An 18,453-nucleotide genomic window follows, 5' to 3' on the forward strand; every position below is an offset into this window, starting at 1 on the left:
TGCATGGGCGACGGGGCCTGGCCCGTCAAAAATCCTTGGAGAGCTTGACCTGGACAAGCTCCTTGTCGAGCAAGCGCCGGAAAATCTGCGGCGCGGCAAAGGTATACGCGGCAAAGGCCAGCCACAGCCAATTGATCATCTCGGCCGCCTGCGGATAGCCCTGGGCCGTGAGGGTAATGACCACTACACGGTAGACCACAAACATCAGCAGCAGCAGAACAATGGCGCCGGTGGCGCTGCGCTCGTTCATCCAGCTGTTGAAGCGCCACCACGTGCCGAGAAACACATTGCTGCGCGCCTTGACGGCCGTGAGCAAGTGCAGCGCGGAGACGTTGCTGGGGTTTTCCTGCAGGGCCCAGATCGCATGCTCGCGGGCGCCGTTGAGGTCGCCTTCACGCAGCAACAGGTGGCCGAGCACCACCACGGCGGCGGCGTTCGATGGATCGGCCTGCAACGCCTGGCGGGCAAACTGGTAGGCCTGGTCCCAATGGGCGCTGGCGCGATGGAACTGCGCCATGGCCACCAGGTTCGCCGGATCGTCCGGGCCGAGTTCCAGGGCCTTTTCCAACGGCTCGCGGCTCTGCGCCAGGCGGCCGGTGAGTTGATACAGGTCGGCCAGGCAGCGGTAGTTGACCGGGTTGAGCGGCTCCATGTCCAACAGTTGGTTCACATGCTCCTGGGCCAGCTTGAATTTGCGCTGGGCAATCGCCACTTGGGCGGCGGCATAGTGGGCCAACGGCAATTGCGCGTCGCAAACCAGCGCCAACTGCACTTCGCGCTTGGCGGCATGCACCCGGCGCATGTTCATCAAGCAGATCGCCAGCAAGGCATGGGCCTCGGCCGAATGCGGATCGCTGGCGAGCAATTGGCGCAGGGCATCAATGGCGCCGTCGTTGTGGTCGGCTTGCAGGCGTTGGTAAGCCAGTTGCAGCAGATAGTCGGTATTCATCAGCTCACCACCAGATACCACAGGGTGTACGGCAGCCATTTGACGACCATGCCTTTAAGCACGAAGCCACCAATTAACGCCAAGGGCAGACCAAAGCGGTTCAGCTCGCCGCCGTAATACTGGTAAATCTCAATGGTCGCGTTTTGCTGCATGTACAGCAGGTAGCCGATGGTGAGTTTCCACACCACCAGCACCAGCAAGGCGTACTGAATCTCGGCCGGGGTCTGGATATAACCGGCGCCCACCAGTTGCAGCAATGCAAAACCGATCACGATGCTGCCCACCAGCGCCACGCCGGCAAGTATCCACTCGCGCACCCGCGTCGGGCTGCCGACCGCAATCGAGTTGAACACGAACCACGGCAAGCCCAGCCAGGCGCCGCCCAGCATCAGGCCCAGCAGCGGCCAGAAGGGCGAAACCGCAAACTTGGCCAAGGCCCCCGGACGCGGTTCATCTTCGATGCGATAACCACCGTACTGCGCCATCAGCGGCCCTTCCCGTGTTTGTCGAGGAACGCCAGCACTTCGTCGTACTGGTTGCCTTCGTTGGCGTAGCGCGCGTAGTTGCGCGCGGTGGTCAGCCATTCCAGGGTGGTGGCGCGCACGTCTTTCAAGGCTGCCTTGAAATGCCGGTCGCAGATGGACTGCTCGGCGCCACTCTCGATGGACGCTTCAATCGCCTCATCGGCGGCGGTTTCCACCAGTTCACTGAGGTCGGCGCCGGAGAAGCCCGAGGTATTCTTGGCGAGAAAGGCGAAGTCGATATCGTCGGCCATCGGTCGGCCTTTCATCATCGACTTGAGCATGCTTTCCCGCGCGGGGCGATCCGGTGGCGGCACAAACAGCACGCGGTCAAAACGACCGGGGCGACGGAACGCCGAATCCACCGACCACGGTACGTTGGTCGCGGCCAGGATCAGCACGCCGTGGTTGTCGTTGGTAAAGCCGTCCATCTCGGAGAGGAACTGACTGACCAGCTTGGACGACGTGGACTCGCGGGTGTTGGAGCGTTTACCGCCCAGGGCTTCCACCTCGTCGAAAAACATCACCGCCGGCGCCTGGGCCCGCGCTTGTTCGAACAGCGCATGCAACTTGCGCTCGGACTCGCCGATGTACATGTCCAGCACGTCGGAAATTGCCACGTTGAAAAACGTCGCCTTGCACTCCCCGGCCGTGGCGCGGGCGAGCATGGTCTTGCCGCAACCCGGCGGACCGTACAGCAGCACGCCGCCGCCGACTTTCTTGCGAAAGCGCTGGAACAGCCCCGGCTTCTGGTACGGCAGGATGATCTTCTTGTGGATGGTCTTTTTCAGCTCATCCAGGCCGCCAATGTCGTCGAAGGTCAGGGTTTCGTTTTCCGGCACCAGCAGGCGCACCACTTCGCTCTGGTCGGTGTCGTCATTGGAGATCACCCGCAAGCGCGGGCGGCCTTCGGCCCCCGGAAAATCCACCACCGACACATTCAAGCGGCGCCACAGCGCCATGTCTTCCAGGGCCGGGTTGGCGTCCACCGCTGCGCGGTACTCCACCTGGGCTTCCTTGAGGCGCTCCAAAGCCGCCAGCACGCGCGCCTTGAGCAGACGCGCTGCGGGATCGTCACCTTCAATCAGGGGCAGCGCTCTTTGCGCCTGGCCGTCAGCCAGCAACAACTGGGCCGCCGCCAGTTTCAAGGCAGAGGCGTCTTGCAAGTGTTCCAGATCAGCAGGCAACAGCTTGAGCCCGCGCTCGTGCTCGCCACGCTCAAGGCTGGCGCCGAGCAGCAGGGTCAGCAGCGCGACGTTACCGGGGGCAGCGGACAGCGCGGCCTCCAGTTGGTCGAACGTCGAATCATCCATGGAGGTTCCTCAAAAGTGCATGTGCGTCGCGCAGGGGCTCATTTCAGCACCTGCGGCCGCTCGACATCGACCCACACGAACTTGCGCGGGTCGAGGCGGGTTTCCTGGTCCAGGCGATACGCCACCAGCTTGCCGTACAGCACCGCGCTGTAGTCCAGGCAGGCAAGGTTGTCGCGGATCGGCGCTGGTTTGCCGCTGCGCCAGTAGTGGCCGACGAACAGCAACGGTTCGTCGACGCCATAACGCAGCAGTGAATTTTTTTCGGTGGAGGACAGCGGCGTGCGCGCCACCGGCTCGGGCAGTGCGTCGGGCTGGAACACGATGTCGCCGTAGGTCTTCGGGTCGTCTTCCCAGAACTTGGTGCGGAAGAACGAGCGCGTCAGGCCGTCGCCACCGGTCAGCGTCAGGCCATCGGGCAAGCGCATGTCGGTGCCGCGCAGCAGGCGGTCGAAGGCGTTGCAGGCAAAACTGCCGGGCACGGCGGCGGCCTGCAGGAAATGCTGGTCGATGCAGCCGTCCGGAAAGGTCGCACGCAGTGGCGCGATAAAACCGTCGTCCCAGCACGCATGCACCACGCGGAAACGCCCGGCGTCGACGAACAGCGGCATGTCGTAGAACCAGCCGAGGAAGTCGTGCCAATCGGCCGGGTGGTGTTCGAACTGGGTCAGGGTCTCGTGGATCAACCGCGCATGCCGTGGGTTGTGCTCACGCACGAACTGCTTGCCACTGCCCGGCGGCGCCGGTGTGGTCCAGCCCAGGGCGTTGAACTCGTGGTTGCCCATGATGCACAGCGCCTGGCCGGCCTCGGCCATGTCGTGGACGATATGCAGCGCCTCGCGGATGCGGGGGCCACGGTCGATGATATCGCCGAGGAACACCGCCATGCGCGACGGATGACGCCAGGTGCCGCCCTGCTTGTGGTAACCCATCTGGTCGAGCAAGTGCTCAAGGGTATGGGCGCAACCGTGCACGTCACCAATCAGGTCGTAGCTACGCGCGGGATCGAGCATCAGTCGCCTCCACCCCCCAAGCGGCTGCCCCAGCCCAGCTTGGTGCGGCACACTTCGTAATAGTTGTGATCCAGCGGGTGGATCAACCGCAGCTTCTGCGCCTTTTTGCTCACGGTGATGGTGTCACCGGGGGCGCAGGTGAAGTGGTTCTGCCCGTCACAGGACACCTGCGGGTAGATTTGCATGTCTTTGGACACCACGATTTTCAGCTCACTGTTGCCGTCGACCACAATCGGCCGGCTCGACAACATATGGGGGTACATCGGCACGATCACAATGGCATCCAGCTTGGGATGCATGATCGGCCCGCCGGCCGACAGCGCGTAGGCCGTGGAACCGGTGGGCGTGGCGACAATCAGGCCGTCGGCCTTCTGGCTGCACACGAACTGGCCGTCGATGTACAGCTCGAACTCGATCATCCGCGTGGACTTGCCGGGGTGCAGCACCACATCGTTGAGGGCGTCGCCCTGGCCGATGGCTTCGCCGTGGCGACGCACTTCGGCTTGCAGCAGGAAGCGGTTTTCCACCAGGTAATGGCCGTCGAGCACCTTGGCCACTTCGACTTCCAGCTCATCCGGGCGGATATCGGTGAGAAACCCCAGGCTGCCCCGGTTGATCCCCAGCACCGGCACGTTATGCCGCGCCAGTGCACGGGCGGCGCCGAGCAGGCTGCCGTCGCCGCCGACCACGATGACCATGTCACACACTTCGCCGAGCATTTTGCGCGACGAGGTCTGCAAGCCGTGGCCGGGGAGGATCTCGGCGATGGTGTCTTCGAGGATCACGTGCAGGTGGCGATCCAGCAGGAATTTTTTCAGCCGGCGGACGGTGTCCAACACCTGGGTACTGCCCAGGCGACCGATAATGCCGATATTGCGAAAGTGCTCCATGGGGCTCCTGCGGGATGTGGGGTGTGGCAAAAAAGAAACGATTATGGGCGAAAGGCCGCCACAGACAAAATCCTTTGTCACCGCTACGTCTTGATGACAATGGTTCTCACACGCCCACCCCTGGCTTAAAAGGCTATGCTCGGACCATGACTGTATTCCCCGACCTGCATACCCTGCCCCGCCAATTGCGTCACCCTGAGGTGCGCGACCTGGCGTGGGTGGTGCTCGCCCCGCCGATGCTCGCGCAGACGCCCTGGCCGCAGCGCCATCCGTTGGCCGGCAGCGACTGGGTGCAGGCGCCCGACCGCCTGGAACATTGGCTGCGGCAACTGGATCAGGACAGCCGGGCTTTGCAGTATTGGCTGAGCCTGGCCCGCACTCGCCGCCTGGGCCTGTACTACGAGCGACTGTGGCAATTTGCCGTGCAGCACGCGCCGGGGGTGGAACTGCTGGCCGCCAACCTGCCGATCCGCCGCGCCGGGCATACCTTGGGTGAGCTGGACATGCTGCTGCGCGATCGTGATGGCGTGCACCACCTGGAACTGGCGATCAAGCTGTATCTGGGGCCGCAGAACGGAAATGGCCAGGACACGGCGCAGTGGCTGGGGCCGGGTTGCCATGACCGGCTGGACCGCAAGTTGGCACATCTGGCCCAGCATCAGCTGCCGATTTCGGCGCGGCCGGAAAGCCGCGAAGTCTTGGCGGCGCTGGATATACAGCAGCTCGACGCGCATTTGTGGCTCGGCGGGTATTTGCTCTATCCCTGGCCCGGCCTGGCCGAACCACCGGACGGCGCCCACCCGCAGCATTTGCGTGGACGCTGGTTGCATCAACGGGATTGGCAGGCGTTTGCCAGCGCCAGCGCACCCGGGCGCTGGCAACCCCTGCCCCGGCATGCCTGGCTGGCGCCGGCGCACTACCTGGCGGATGACGTGTGGAGCGAGGAGCGGATGCAGCATTGGCTGACCGCACTTGATCCAATGGCGCCGGCGCAGTTGTTGGTGCGGATGGTGCAGAACGGTGAGGACTGGGAGGAAGCGGAGCGGTTGTTCCTGGTGGCGGATCTTTGGCCGAATGTGCCGGGGGCTGGCGGATAGATCTGAGGTGTAGGTGATGGCCTCATCGGGGGCAAGCCCCCTCCCACCTTTGAAATGCATTTCAACCTGTGGGAGGTGGCTTGCCCCCGATGGCGGCGCCACCGGCACTACACCCTATCGATATGCCGATAATCCAACTGCAACCCAGCCGCCAGCGCCTGAGCCCTACCCAATCGGATCGGCCCACGTTCGATATCCACCAGCAACCCTGAACATTCCAACAAAGGCAGCCCGGCGATGTCCTTGAGCCGGCCATCGGTAATCACCAGCAGTTTCTGCTGTTCAGCCGGATAACGCCTGCGCCGCGCCTGCAACCAGTGCCCGGCCTCGGTCAGTGCCGCCAGCAACGGCGTGCCGCCACCCGCGCCAAGTCGCTCCAGCCAACCCGCCATACTCTTCGCCGCCTTCAAGCCCTGCACCTGCCATTTGGGCGACTGCCCGCTGGCGGTCAGCAAGGCCATGCGTGCCCGTTGCCGGTACGCGTCATCAAACAGCTGGGCCAGCAAGCCCTTGGCATCGCTCAACGCGTGGTGGCGCCGAGTGGAGGCCGATGCATCGACAATCACCAGCCACAGCTCCTGGGCCGAACGGCTGCGCAGGTGAAACAGCAGATCCTCACGGGATTGCGGCCGACCACCGAGCAAGGTGCCCGGCCAGTTGATCGCGCCGTGTTGCGCGCTGCGTGCCTTGCCTTGCCTGCCCCTGTCCAGTCGCCCCGCCTTGGGCCGGGCATCCGCCCCCGCGTCAGGTCGGGGACGAATGCCTAAGGCTTTTTTGGCCAGGTGGGCACTTCGCGACGCGCACCGGTGGGCAGCGGCGGCGCGGGCATATCGCCCCACTGGCCTTGGCCGGCGGAGGTCTCGCTGGAGCTGGGCGACTGGCCTTCAGGCGGCGGACTGGCCGGCGGAGACTGTGCCTGGCGCCGATGACGCAAGGCAAACTCGGCCACCGCGTCGATATCTTCTTCGGCAATCGCCTGGGCACCGCGCCACGCCGCATGCGCCCGGGCACCGCGCAGCCAGACCAGGTCGGCGCGCAAGCCATCCACGCCAGCGGCAAAACAACGCTCGGTGATCTGCGCCAGGGCCCGATCATCCAGCGCAATGCTGTCGAGCCGCGCCCGCGCCTGGGTGCAGCGCTCGCGCAAGGCTGCCTGGGGTTCGGCCCACTGGGCGCAGAACGCAACAGGGTCACTGTCGAAATCCAGGCGACGGCGGATGATCTGGCCACGTTCGGCCGGCAATGTCTGCCCGCTCAAGGCCACGTTAAAACCGAAACGGTCGAGCAACTGCGGACGCAACTCACCCTCCTCCGGGTTCATCGTGCCGATGAGCACAAAGCGCGCCGAATGCCGATGGGAGATGCCGTCACGCTCGATCAAGTTGGTGCCGCTGGCGGCCACGTCCAACAGCAGGTCGACCAAGTGGTCGGCCAGCAAGTTGACTTCATCGACATACAGCACGCCGCCGTCGGCCTTGGCCAATACGCCGGCGGAAAACTGCGCACGGCCCTCGCCCAGCGCAGCGTCCAGGTCCAGGGTGCCGACCAGGCGCTCCTCGGTCGCACCCAGCGGCAACGTGACAAACTGGCCGCTGGCGAGCAGGTCCGCCAGGCCACGGGCCAAAGTGGACTTGGCCATGCCACGCGGGCCTTCGATCAGCACGCCACCGATCTTCGGGTCGATGGCAGTCAGGCACAGCGCCAGTTTCAACGCGTCGGCGCCGACCACGGCGGACAGCGGGAAATGGGGGGTATCAGTCATCAGCTGTCTTCTTCTATATCCAGCAACAGGTTTTCCAACGCCTCGCGGTACGCCCCCGGTTCTTGCCACAGGCCACGCTGCTGGGCCTCCAGCATGCGCTCGGTCATGTCGCGCAGCGCTGCGGGGTTGTGCTGTTGCACAAAATCTCGAGTGTCGGGGTCGAGCAGGTAGGCGTCGGCGAGCAAGGCGTATTGATGGTCGTCGATCAGCGACGTGGTGGCGTCGAAAGCGAACAGATTGTCCACCGTCGCGGCCATTTCAAACGCACCTTTATAGCCATGACGCTTCACGCCGTCGATCCACTTGGGGTTGGCGGCGCGAGAACGGATCACTCGGTTCAGCTCCTCTTTCAAGGTGCGGATCTTCGGCAAGTCCGGTTGGCTGTGATCGCCGTGATAGCTGGCAGCCTTGTCGCCGCTCAGGGTTTCCACGGCGGCAAGCATGCCGCCCTGGAATTGGTAGTAATCGTTGGAGTCGAGCAGGTCGTGCTCACGGTTGTCCTGGTTTTGCAGCACGGCCTGCACCTGGCTCAGGCGCTGGGCGAACTGCTCGCGGGCAGCGGTGCCTTCATCGGCGCCGCCATAGGCGTAGCCGCCCCAGTTGAGGTAAACCTCGGCAAGGTCCTCGCGGCTTTGCCACAGGCGACCATCAATCGCGCCCTGCACGCCCGCGCCGTAGGCACCGGGCTTGGCGCCGAAGATCCGCCAGCCGGCTTGCCTGGCGGCGGTTTCTGCGTCCAGGCCAGACGCCAGCAACGCGGCGCGCTCACTGCGCACCTTGGCCGCCAGCGGGTTCATGTCGTCGGGCTCGTCGAGGGCCGCGACCGCTTGAACCGCCGCATCGAACAGGCGGATCAGGTTGGCAAACGCATCGCGGAAGAACCCGGACACCCGCAGTGTTACATCCACACGCGGGCGGTCCAAGAGGCTGACCGGCAGGATCTCGAAGTCGTCCACCCGCTGGCTGCCCGTGGCCCACACTGGGCGCACGCCCATCAGCGCCATGGCCTGGGCGATATCATCACCGCCGGTGCGCATGGTGGCGGTGCCCCATACCGAGAGGCCCAACTGGCGCAAATGATCGCCGTGGTCCTGCAGATGCCGCTCCAGTATCAGGCTGGCCGACTGGAAGCCGATGCGCCACGCCGTGGTGGTGGGCAGGTTGCGCACATCGACGGTGAAGAAGTTGCGCCCGGTGGGCAGTACATCCAGGCGGCCCCGACTCGGCGCGCCACTCGGCCCCGCCGGTACGAAGCGGCCGCTGAGGGCATCCAGCAAACCGCGCATTTCCGCCGGACCGCAGGCATCCAGGCGTGGCGCTACGACAATACGCAGGCTTTCGATAACCGCTTTCACGTCTTCCCAACCGGGTTCTTCCAACTGCTCAAGCGGGCCTTCCAGCGCCTGATCGATCAGTCGCGCCGCGTAGAGTTCCAGGCGCTCGCGGGTGTCACCGGCGGTGCGCCATAGCTGCGCGTCGATGCTCTGCAACACCGCCGGGCGGCGTCCAGTCCACGGTTCGGCCAGGGCACAGTCCAGTGGGTCGAAACCCAGCTCAAACGCCTTGGCCAGCACGCGCAACAGGCTCGATTGCGGGCCACGGCCATCACCACGGGGGATGCGCAGCAACGCCAGCAAGGTGTCGATGCGCAAGCGGCCTTGGGGCGACTCGCCGAAGATATGCAGGCCGTCGCGAATCTGCGATTCCTTCAAGTCACACAGGTAGGTGTCCAGGCGTGGCAACCAGACCGCCGCATCGGCGTCGCCATCCAGTTCAAGTTCCTGGTCGATGCAGGCTTCACGCACCAGCTTGAGAATGTCTTTTTGCAGCTCGCGGGCGCGGCGTGGATCGAGCAGTTGGGCTTCGTAATATTCGTCCGCCAACAACTCCAGGTTACGTAGCGGGCCGTAGGTTTCGGCGCGGGTCAGCGGTGGCATCAGGTGATCGATGATCACCGCCTGGGTACGGCGCTTGGCTTGTGCGCCTTCACCGGGGTCGTTGACGATAAACGGGTAGATATTCGGCAGCGGCCCCAGCAACGCATCAGGCCAGCAATATTCCGACAGGCCCACGCCCTTGCCCGGCAGCCATTCCAGGTTGCCGTGCTTGCCCACATGGATCACGCCATGTGCGCCATAGGTGTGGCGCAACCAGAAATAGAACGCCAGGTAGCCGTGGGGTGGCACCAGATCCGGGTCGTGGTACACCGCACTCGCGTCCACCTGGTAACCCCGTGCCGGCTGGATGCCGACGAACGTCAGGCCCAGGCGTAGACCGGCGACCATCAGACGACCGTCACGGAACATCGGATCGTTGTGGGGCGTGCCCCAGCGCTCCAGCACGGCCTGTTGATTGGCAGCAGGCAGGCGCTTGAACATCGCCTCGTAGTCATCCAGGCCGAGGCTTTGATGGCACGGGCGCAGGTCGAGGCTGTCCAGGTCGTTAGTGACGCCGCCCAGCAACTCGTGGATCAAGGCGGTGCCGCTTTCCGGCAGGGCCGTCGGCACCGGGTAACCTTCAGCCTGCAACGCAAGCAGGATATTCAGCGCCGCCGCAGGGGTATCCAGCCCGACGCCATTGCCGATACGGCCGTCGCGGGTCGGGTAGTTGGCCAAGATCAGCGCGATGCGTTTATCCCCATTCGGCACTCGCGCCAGTTCGACCCAGCGCCGCGCCAACTCAGCGACAAAATCCATGCGCTCGGGTGCTGCGCGGTAGCACACCACGTCCGACTGGCTGCGTTCGCTGCGCCAGGCCAGGTCCTTGAAGCTGATCGGACGGCTGATAATGCGACCGTCCAGCTCCGGCAAGGCAATGTGCATCGCCAGATCACGCGGGCCAAGGCCTTGTTCGCTGGCCTCCCAGCCGGGCTGGTTGTCCTGGGCGCAAATCGCCTGGATCACCGGAATATTGCGGCGAAACGGGCGCAAATGCGGGGCTTCAGGACTGGATTGGGCAAAACCGGTGGTATTCAGAATCACCGAGGCCTGCGCTTCATCCAACCAGTCCTCGACCGCCGCGAGGCAGCCGGGCTCTTTCAGGCTGGCCACCGCCATCGGCAACGGATTGAGGCCCGCCGCCTGCAAGCGCTGGCAGAACACGTCGATAAAACCGGTATTGGCCGCCTGCAAGTGCGAGCGGTAGAACAGCACGGCCGCCACAGGTTGCTCGGCGTGCCAATCCGCCTGCCAGTCGTCGAGCCGGGCATTGGCTTTATGGGGGTGATAGATCGCCGTGCGCGCCAGGGCTTGCGGTTCGGCCCACGGGTAATCGCGGTCCAGATAGCCACTGGCCAGGCAGCGATAGAAATCCAGCGCATTGGCCAGCCCGCCCTGACGCAGAAACTGCCACAGGCGATCCCGTACCTCGACGCCGACGGTGCTGAGGCCGCTGAGCTCCGGATCCGGGCGATCATCTCCCGGCACCAGGATCAGCTGCACGCCACGCTCCGCCAACTCCACCAAGCGTTCGATGCCGTAGCGCCAATAACCGATGCCCCCGTGCAGGGAAATCAGGATGACCTTGGCGTGGCGCAGCACCTCATCGACATACAGGTCGACCGAGGCATGGTTCTGCACTTGCATCGGGTTGGCCAGACGTAGGCTGGGATAGTCGTCAGGCAACTGCTGGGCCGCTTCGGCCAACAATGCCAGGCTGGAATCACCGCTGCACAGGATCACCAGCTCGGCGGGCGTTTGGCCAAGGTCGGCAATATTGTCGTCCGCGACGAAACCACCGGGCTGAGTCCTGAGCAGGTGCATGGGTTAAACGCTGAGCGCGGCGCGCAATTGCGCTTCGAGGCCGGCCGCGTCGAGGTCCTGGCCGATCAGCACCAGGCGCGTGATGCGGGCTTCATCGGCCGCCCAGGCGCGGTCGAAGTGTTTGTCGAAACGGGTGCCCACGCCCTGGATCAGCAGGCGCATCGGTTTGTTCGGGATCGCGGCGAAGCCTTTGACGCGCAGGATGCCGTGCTGCACCACCAGTTGGGTCAAGGCGTCGAGCAGCAGCGCTTCATCGGCTTGAGGCAGGTCGATGGAGATGGAGTCAAACGCATCGTGATCGTGGTCGTCTTCACCTTCGTGGTGGTGATCGTGATGGCTGTGACGACCGTCGATGTGCTCTTCGGACCCAGCACCCAGGCCAATCAGCACGTCCAGGGGTACGCGACCGCTGCTGGCTTCGATGATCTTCACGGCTGGCGGCAGCTCTTCGGCGACTTCCAGGCGCACACGGGCCAGGTCTTGCGGGCTGATCAGATCGGACTTGTTGAGGATCACCAGGTCGGCGCTGGCCAGTTGGTCGGCGAACAGCTCGTGCAGCGGCGACTCGTGGTCCAGGTTCGGGTCGAGCTTGCGCTGGGCGTCCACTTGATCGGGGAACGCAGCGAAGGTGCCAGCGGCCACGGCCGGGCTGTCGACCACGGTAATCACCGCGTCTACCGTGCAGGCGCTGCGGATTTCCGGCCACTGGAAGGCTTGTACCAGTGGTTTTGGCAGGGCCAGGCCCGAGGTTTCGATAAGGATATGGTCAAGGTCGCCGCGACGGGCGACCAATTCGCGCATCACCGGGAAGAATTCTTCCTGCACGGTGCAGCACAGGCAGCCGTTGGCCAGTTCGTAGACACGGCCGTTGGCTTCTTCTTCGGTGCAACCAATGGAGCACTGCTTGAGGATTTCACCATCAATGCCCAGCTCGCCGAACTCATTGACGATCACGGCGATGCGACGGCCCTGGGCGTTGTCGAGCATATGGCGCAGCAAGGTGGTTTTGCCCGAGCCGAGGAAGCCGGTAACGATGGTGACGGGAAGTTTGGCCAGTGTTTTCATCGGATGCCCTTGGGGGCGGGCATACGGGACGATAGGCCCTGCGGCATGGCGCAGAAGCGGATTTCGTCACCGGATCACCCCGCCCGGTTGAATTGGAAAATCGGTTGCGAGGCAGGTCTCCTGGCTTGGGGCTTGCGGGTCGCGAGACCGGCGCCGGCTGCGCCTTCCCGCCGTTGATGGCAGTGGCGTGGCAGTCGGATGAACCCTTCACAGTTGCGGGGGCAGCCGCGGCTTGAACCGCGTTCCCTTCTTAGCTTCGGCCTGGGCCGAAGAACCTCGAAGGTGCAAGGCTACAGGGGCTTGCCGCATTTGACTACCGTCCCCCGCCCATGCTCTCCTACACATCTTGTTTCGGGTGCCCCTCACGGGGTGAAACGGGAAACCGGTAAATCATGCACGCCATGACCAGTCCGGTGCTGCCCCCGCAACGGTAAGCGAGTGAAGCGTCAGATCCACTGTGCCAGTACGGCATGGGAAGGCGATGCTTTATAGACCCAGTGTCCCTCGCAAGCCCGGAGACCGGCCCGAAAAATCAGATAACAAACCCGCGGTGGGCGGGCGCTGTTCGGAACCCTGCGTGCCTGGCTCGCGGGGTTTTCATGCGCTCGTTTCACCCAGACACCTGAAAGGGACGCGCCATGTCGATCATCAGCAGCACTTCGCCCTCCGCCAGCAGCACTTCTACCCTGAGCCAACGCCTGACCGCCGCCATCGGTGCGTCGATCCTGGGCGCGTGCCTGGTGTATTTCGCCGGTTTCTCGCATATCGAGGCGGTGCACAACGCTGCCCACGATACTCGCCACAGCGCCGCGTTCCCGTGCCACTGAGACCTGCCGACATGATCAAGCGTATTGCGCAAACCGCAGGGTTCACCGGCTTGCTGGCCGCCCTGCTGCTGACCCTGCTGCAGAGCTTTTGGGTCGCCCCGCTGATATTGCAGGCGGAAACCTTTGAAAAAGCCCCAGCAGCCACCGAAGTGGTGCACGAACACGCCGCCGGCGCTGCTGCCCACACCCACGATGCCGAAGCCTGGGAGCCGGAAGACGGCTGGCAGCGCGTGCTGTCCACTACGGGTGGCAACCTGGTGGTAGCGGTCGGTTTCGCGCTGATGCTGGCCGGCCTCTACACCTTGCGTGCGCCCACCCGCACGGCACAAGGCCTGCTGTGGGGTTTGGCCGGTTACGCGACCTTTGTGCTGGCGCCGACGATGGGCCTGCCGCCCGAGTTGCCGGGCACGGCAGCCGCTGATCTGGCGCTGCGCCAGACGTGGTGGATCGGCACTGCGGCCTCCACCGCTGCCGGGATTGCGCTCATCGTGTTCGGCCGCAACTGGCTGCTCAAAGTGCTCGGCGCTGCCATCCTTGCGGTACCGCACGTGATCGGCGCGCCGCAACCGGAAGTGCATGCGATGCTCGCGCCGCAAGCCCTGGAAACGCAGTTCAAAATCGCCTCGCAACTGACCAACGTGGCGTTCTGGCTGGCCCTGGGCCTGATCAGCGCGTGGCTGTTCCGCCGCAACCGCGACGATCAATACTCGGCATGACCTACGTGGTCGGCCTGGGTTGCCAGCGCGGTTGTGCGGCTCACGCCCTGCTGGCGCTGTTGGATACCGCCCTCGCCGAGGGCGGGATTGATCGCCACAGCATCACCGCACTGGCCAGCATCGACCGCAAACAGGACGAGCCAGGCTTGCTGGCGCTGGCGCGGCAGTTGAATCTGCCTTTGCAATGCTTCAGCGCCGAGCAATTGGCCGCTTATGCAGACCGACTCAGCCACAAGTCCGCCGTCGCGTTCGCCCATACGGGCTGTTACGGCATCGCCGAAAGCGCCGCCCTGGCCCTTGCGGAACAGCTCTGCGGCGCGCCTGCCCGGTTGCTCATCACCCGCAAAAAAACCGCCCAAGCCACCTTTGCGTTGGCCTGCGCCGGTTAAACCCCGATAATCGCCCTCCCCGATCATGAGCAATCTTCATGCTCGCCCGTTTTTGACAGGAACTCCCCAATGACCGTCTACTTCATCGGCGCAGGCCCCGGCGACCCGGAATTGATCACCGTCAAAGGCCAGCGGCTGATCCGTAGTTGCCCGGTGATCATTTACGCCGGTTCGCTGGTGCCCGCTGCGGTCCTGGAGGGGCATCAGGCAGAACAGGTGGTGAACAGCGCCGAACTGCACCTGGAGCAGATCATCGACCTGATCAAGACTGCCCACGGCAAAGGCCAGGACGTCGCGCGCGTACACTCCGGTGATCCGAGCCTCTACGGCGCAATCGGCGAGCAAATCCGTCATTTGCGTGAACTGGGCATCCCATTCCAGATCATCCCTGGCGTCACCGCCGTAGCGGCCTGCGCCGCGCTGCTGGAGACCGAACTGACCCTGCCGGACATCGCCCAAAGCGTGATCCTGACCCGCTATGCCGATAAAACCAGCATGCCGGCCGGCGAGGACTTCGACAGTCTGGCGCGGCATGGGACAACCATGGCGATTCATCTGGGGGTCAACCATCTGGAGAAAATCGTCGCCGAACTGCTGCCGCACTATGGCGCTGATTGCCCGATTGCCGTGGTGCACCGGGCCACGTGGCCGGATCAGGATTGGGCGGTGGGCACGCTCAGTGACATTGCCGGAAAAGTCGAGGCCAAGGGTTTTCGGCGTACGGCGCTGATTGTGGTGGGACGGGTGTTGGCGAGTGACAGTTTCAGTGAATCGTCGCTGTATCGGGCGGGGCATGCGCACCTTTATCGGCCATGAGTTTTTACCTCACAAATGGCGGCGTACCAGCTTGCTTAGGTGGCGGCTGATATGACCCTATCGGGGGCAAGCCCCCTCCCACAGTTGATCTTCTTTGTTAGATGTATTGCGTAAGGCAATGAATTTTAAGCAAAAAAAACGGCGCTCACGGGGCGCCGTTTTTTTGTTCGCAGTGAACGCCTTACTCAGTAGTAGGCGTTTTCTTTCTGCGTGTGGTCGGTCACGTCACGTACGCCCTTGAGCTCCGGGACGCGCTCCAGCAGGGTACGCTCGATGCCTTCACGCAGGGTCACGTCCGCCTGGCCGCAGCCTTGGCAACCGCCGCCGAACTTGAGCACCGCGATACCGTCATCAACGACGTCGATCAGGCTGACCTGACCGCCGTGGCTGGCGAGCCCAGGGTTGATCTCGGTTTGCAGGTAATAGTTGATGCGCTCGTTGACCGGGCTGTCGGCGTTGACGCTCGGCACCTTGGCGTTGGGCGCCTTGATGGTCAACTGGCCGCCCATACGGTCGGTGGCATAGTCGACTACGGCATCGTCCAGGAAAGCTTCACTGAAGTGGTCGATGTACGCGGTGAAGCTTTTGAGCCCCAGGGCGGTGTCTTCAGGTTTCTCTTCACCAGGCTTGCAGTAGGCAATGCAGGTCTCGGCGTACTGGGTGCCGGGCTGGGTGATAAAGACGCGGATGCCGATACCTGGGGTGTTCTGCTTGGACAGCAGGTCAGCCAGGTAATCGTGGGCGGCGTCGGTAATGGTTATGGCAGTCATGGAAACTCCTCACAGGCTTGCCCGGAGTTTACGCCAAATTATTACGGAGGTACAAAGTCCCAGTGTTTTTGTCGGGTTAGGTTTTGGCGGGTGGTGGTGTGACACCTACCTGATATATGGAGATCAACATGTGGGAGGGGGCTCGACTTAACAACCCGGTCGGCTCTAAGGCCGCCGCGCTTGCTTTTGATCTGAGAGCGCCCCCCCGCAACCCACCACTCACAAATTCTCATACCGATTCATATCCAGGACCCCCGCCTCAACCGGCGTAGTCTCCCGAACATACTCCGACAAATCGTGGAAATACTGCCAGAACAACGGATGGCTCCGGCGTACCCCCCAACGATCAACGATCCTCTCAAACTGCTGGGCGTCCTTGGCCTGCTCCATCTGCGCCACAAACGCCGGCACGTCCCCTGCCGGAATATTGAAGATGAAATTCGGATAACTACTGAGCACCCCCGGATAAAGGGTCAAGGTATCCAGCCCCGGCTGATAGCGATACGCCTCGCCCAGCAAAAACGCCACATTACTGTGGGCACGGTTGCGCAGCAGGCTATAGACCACACGCTGCCCGCTGGCAGTCTCAACCCGCAGCATCGTCGCCTCAGGCAACTGATCAATCACCTTGAGCCCCGCCGCCGGACGCGACGTCAACCGGCTAAGCGCCTGCTCAGCATCCTGCAAGGCCGGGTCAATCCCGTCACGCGAACAATACGCGCCAGAACACCGATTAATCGGGTCCGGGCTCGCATTCAGATCACCGTAACGGGCGATCAACTGGTTGGCGAAGTCCCGCTTGGGGTCCTGTTCATTCAAGTGCAAGCCTGTCGGTTTATCGTCATCAATCGCTTCGTAATCCAGCCACAGCTTGATCTTGCCGCTGTTCTGATACCAATCATCCATAAAGCCTTCACGAGCGTCCGCCGGCATCAAGCGCAGGAAGTTCTGCTCTGCACCGTTACGGATCAAATCGAAGTACAACCGAGTCTGGGCCTGGTGCGAGACGTTGCCGAACACATCGAAATTCACCGCCAACTGATAATAGGTGCGCTCCAATAACGGATAGTCGAACAGCCACATCGTCTGCGGCACTTCGCCAATCAGGCCTTTGTTGACCGATGCACTGTCGAAGTGGCGAAAGATGCTCAGCAACGCGTTGTCATTGCCCGCCCACAGGCTCGACCAACTCGGCGGCGGTAAATCGGCATAACTGTCCCGACGCAACGCCTCGTACCTGTTGCGCTTGTCGCGATAGGCCAACCACAGGCTCAGCACACTGCCCACATCGTCGTTCTGCCCCGGCATGGCCAGCAACGGCGTGGCCTGGCCGCGGTACCGCGCATCGGTGATGTACAGGTCGTGGTCCGGGTCCTGGAACAGCGTCCAGAAGTTGTCGCGGATCACGTCCGTGGCGATCTGCCCACGGCACACCGGCCCGCGAATAAAGGTGCGTACAAAGTACTCGGCGTTATCCAGCATGAACTGATAGCGCGCCTTGGCCGGGATCGCCTCGAAGGTTTCGAACGGATTGGCGCGGCGGCCCGGGCCATAACCCGGCAAGGCGTTGACCTGCCAGTTGCCGCTGTAGAACAGGTCTTTGATGCGCGCCATTTTTGCAGCGCTGAACGGATAGGTGATGTGAGTCTTGTGCACAATCACGCCCTGCACCGGCCACAGGCGGTAGTAGACCCGCGTGCCTGGGTCGTCATTGGGGCGACGGGTGTTGATCAGGTCGATGGGCTGCCCACTCGGCGTACGCGAGCGCACCCACTGGAAGTAATGCCCTGGCTCGCCGTTCTCGAAATAGATATGGGCCAGGAACAAGTGTTCGAACAACCAGCGGGCCACCAGGCTTTCACGGGCGCCGGGCTGGTTGAGCAGGTTTTCCCACTGTAGAAGCTGCAAGGCTTCGTTGGCACTCGGCGCCAGGCCCTGCTGATCAATCGGCGCGCCGGACGCGAGCCAGCGTTGCAGCGTCTGGTATTGCTGGTCGGTGAGGCCCGTGACCGCCAGGGGCATGCCTTCTCTGGGATGGGCGCCGGCATAGGCACTGAATTCGCCGGGGGTGGCGCACATGTTTTCGCGGTTCAGGCCCAACACAATGTCATCGGGCAACTTGGCATTGGGTTGCAAAGGCGCGTTATGCCCCAGTTCCAGCATGCGCGCCATCAGCGCGGCCTGGCTGCCTTGGGCGTCCAGCACCGAATAGAAGCCCTTCTGCTGCCAAGCCTGCTTGCCAAATGCGTCGTAAAACAAACGGGTGGTCGGCGCGGCCTGGCTGCGTTCGCCGTCATACACCGGCATCTTGCTCGCGCCCCGCGCCGCGCCCTCGGCGCTGCCCAGGTTGAGCTGGCAGGCGGAGTCGTAGCAGGCATGGCAGGCCACGCACTTCTCGGTGAAAATCGGTTGAATGTCGCGGGTGTAGGAAATCGCCGGAGCGGGACCTGCTGCCTGCGCAGTACTGGCGATCAAGGCCAGGACGGCGCTGACGATAAGACGAAGTGACATGTATCCGGTCCCGATTCAATGCATGCGCTGAAAAATTGCGATGATTCTACCGGGCC

16 protein-coding genes and 2 riboswitches are annotated in these 18,453 nt (G+C 63.4%); of the genes, 5 read left to right on the plus strand and 11 right to left on the minus strand.

Annotated features, from left to right (window positions below; all coding sequences use genetic code 11):
- Nucleotides 1–25: 25 nt before the first annotated feature.
- From EJD88_RS00085 to EJD88_RS00105, 5 genes are read right to left on the minus strand one after another with little or no spacing between them, the layout of a single operon-like run.
- Nucleotides 26–949: a lipopolysaccharide assembly protein LapB gene (locus EJD88_RS00085; protein ID WP_112195009.1), complete on the minus strand. Its 924-nt coding sequence runs from the start codon at nucleotides 947–949 to the stop codon at nucleotides 26–28.
- The gene (locus EJD88_RS00090; RefSeq protein ID WP_112195007.1) at nucleotides 949–1,434 is read right to left on the minus strand and encodes a hypothetical protein; all 486 of its coding nucleotides are present in this window, start codon (nucleotides 1,432–1,434) and stop codon (nucleotides 949–951) included. Before EJD88_RS00090 ends, EJD88_RS00085 begins: the two co-directional genes overlap by 1 nt.
- Entirely contained in the window at nucleotides 1,434–2,783 is a 1,350-nt protein-coding gene (locus tag EJD88_RS00095) for a 26S protease regulatory subunit (protein ID WP_099585250.1), read from the minus strand. The genes EJD88_RS00090 and EJD88_RS00095 overlap by 1 nt, the downstream gene beginning before the upstream one ends.
- A 38-nt stretch (nucleotides 2,784–2,821) precedes the next feature.
- Nucleotides 2,822–3,796, minus strand: coding sequence for a metallophosphoesterase (locus tag EJD88_RS00100; protein WP_371926525.1), 975 nt, complete (start codon nucleotides 3,794–3,796; stop codon nucleotides 2,822–2,824).
- On the minus strand, nucleotides 3,793–4,683 hold the full coding sequence (locus EJD88_RS00105) for an NAD(+) kinase (RefSeq protein ID WP_032887076.1): 891 nt from the start codon (nucleotides 4,681–4,683) through the stop codon (nucleotides 3,793–3,795). The genes EJD88_RS00100 and EJD88_RS00105 overlap by 4 nt, the downstream gene beginning before the upstream one ends.
- A gap of 146 nt (nucleotides 4,684–4,829) precedes the next feature.
- On the opposite strand from EJD88_RS00105, the gene EJD88_RS00110 reads away from it, so the two are divergent.
- Nucleotides 4,830–5,780, plus strand: coding sequence for a DUF1853 family protein (locus EJD88_RS00110; RefSeq protein ID WP_158876153.1), 951 nt, complete (start codon nucleotides 4,830–4,832; stop codon nucleotides 5,778–5,780).
- Nucleotides 5,781–5,887: 107 nt separating this feature from the next.
- On the opposite strand, the gene EJD88_RS00115 is transcribed toward EJD88_RS00110, so the two are convergent.
- Genes EJD88_RS00115 through cobW form a run of 4 tightly spaced genes read right to left on the minus strand, consistent with a single transcriptional unit; the run spans nucleotide 5,888 to nucleotide 12,368 of the window.
- On the minus strand, nucleotides 5,888–6,490 hold the full coding sequence (locus tag EJD88_RS00115) for a VWA domain-containing protein (protein WP_099585266.1): 603 nt from the start codon (nucleotides 6,488–6,490) through the stop codon (nucleotides 5,888–5,890).
- Nucleotides 6,491–6,543: 53 nt separating this feature from the next.
- Entirely contained in the window at nucleotides 6,544–7,542 is a 999-nt protein-coding gene (locus EJD88_RS00120) for an ATP-binding protein (protein WP_158876155.1), read from the minus strand.
- Nucleotides 7,542–11,303 (minus strand): cobaltochelatase subunit CobN, encoded by a 3,762-nt coding sequence (gene cobN / locus EJD88_RS00125; RefSeq protein WP_158876157.1) that lies wholly within the window; start codon nucleotides 11,301–11,303, stop codon nucleotides 7,542–7,544. The genes EJD88_RS00120 and cobN overlap by 1 nt, the downstream gene beginning before the upstream one ends.
- A 3-nt stretch (nucleotides 11,304–11,306) precedes the next feature.
- Entirely contained in the window at nucleotides 11,307–12,368 is a 1,062-nt protein-coding gene (gene cobW / locus EJD88_RS00130; RefSeq protein ID WP_158876159.1) for a cobalamin biosynthesis protein CobW, read from the minus strand.
- 92 nt (nucleotides 12,369–12,460) lie between these two features.
- A riboswitch (cobalamin riboswitch) is annotated at nucleotides 12,461–12,662 on the minus strand.
- A 42-nt stretch (nucleotides 12,663–12,704) separates the two neighbouring features.
- Nucleotides 12,705–12,911, plus strand: a riboswitch (cobalamin riboswitch).
- A 95-nt stretch (nucleotides 12,912–13,006) separates the two neighbouring features.
- Between cobW and EJD88_RS00135 the strand changes: the two genes are divergently transcribed.
- The 4 genes from EJD88_RS00135 (at nucleotide 13,007) to cobM (ending at nucleotide 15,116) form a co-directional block, all read left to right on the plus strand.
- Complete coding sequence (locus tag EJD88_RS00135) at nucleotides 13,007–13,195, plus strand: CbtB-domain containing protein (protein ID WP_112194995.1); 189 nt, start codon at nucleotides 13,007–13,009, stop codon at nucleotides 13,193–13,195.
- 11 nt (nucleotides 13,196–13,206) lie between these two features.
- On the plus strand, nucleotides 13,207–13,911 hold the full coding sequence (locus EJD88_RS00140) for a CbtA family protein (RefSeq protein WP_158876161.1): 705 nt from the start codon (nucleotides 13,207–13,209) through the stop codon (nucleotides 13,909–13,911).
- Nucleotides 13,908–14,300 carry a cobalamin biosynthesis protein gene (locus EJD88_RS00145; protein WP_099585259.1) on the plus strand — a complete coding sequence of 131 codons (393 nt, stop codon included), beginning with the start codon at nucleotides 13,908–13,910 and terminating at the stop codon, nucleotides 14,298–14,300. The genes EJD88_RS00140 and EJD88_RS00145 overlap by 4 nt, the downstream gene beginning before the upstream one ends.
- Nucleotides 14,301–14,369: 69 nt before the next feature.
- Complete coding sequence (gene cobM, locus EJD88_RS00150) at nucleotides 14,370–15,116, plus strand: precorrin-4 C(11)-methyltransferase (RefSeq protein WP_158876163.1); 747 nt, start codon at nucleotides 14,370–14,372, stop codon at nucleotides 15,114–15,116.
- 185 nt (nucleotides 15,117–15,301) lie between these two features.
- Here the strand turns inward: cobM and nfuA are convergent, their stop codons facing one another.
- Nucleotides 15,302–15,886, minus strand: a complete 585-nt coding sequence (nfuA, locus tag EJD88_RS00155; protein ID WP_032887092.1) for a Fe-S biogenesis protein NfuA — start codon at nucleotides 15,884–15,886, stop codon at nucleotides 15,302–15,304.
- A gap of 219 nt (nucleotides 15,887–16,105) precedes the next feature.
- On the minus strand, nucleotides 16,106–18,397 hold the full coding sequence (locus tag EJD88_RS00160) for a fatty acid cis/trans isomerase (protein ID WP_158876165.1): 2,292 nt from the start codon (nucleotides 18,395–18,397) through the stop codon (nucleotides 16,106–16,108).
- Between the last annotated feature and the right edge of the window lie 56 nt (nucleotides 18,398–18,453).

Source organism: Pseudomonas sp. PB105 (assembly GCF_009764655.1).
Lineage (GTDB): Bacteria > Pseudomonadota > Gammaproteobacteria > Pseudomonadales > Pseudomonadaceae > Aquipseudomonas > Aquipseudomonas cyclaminis.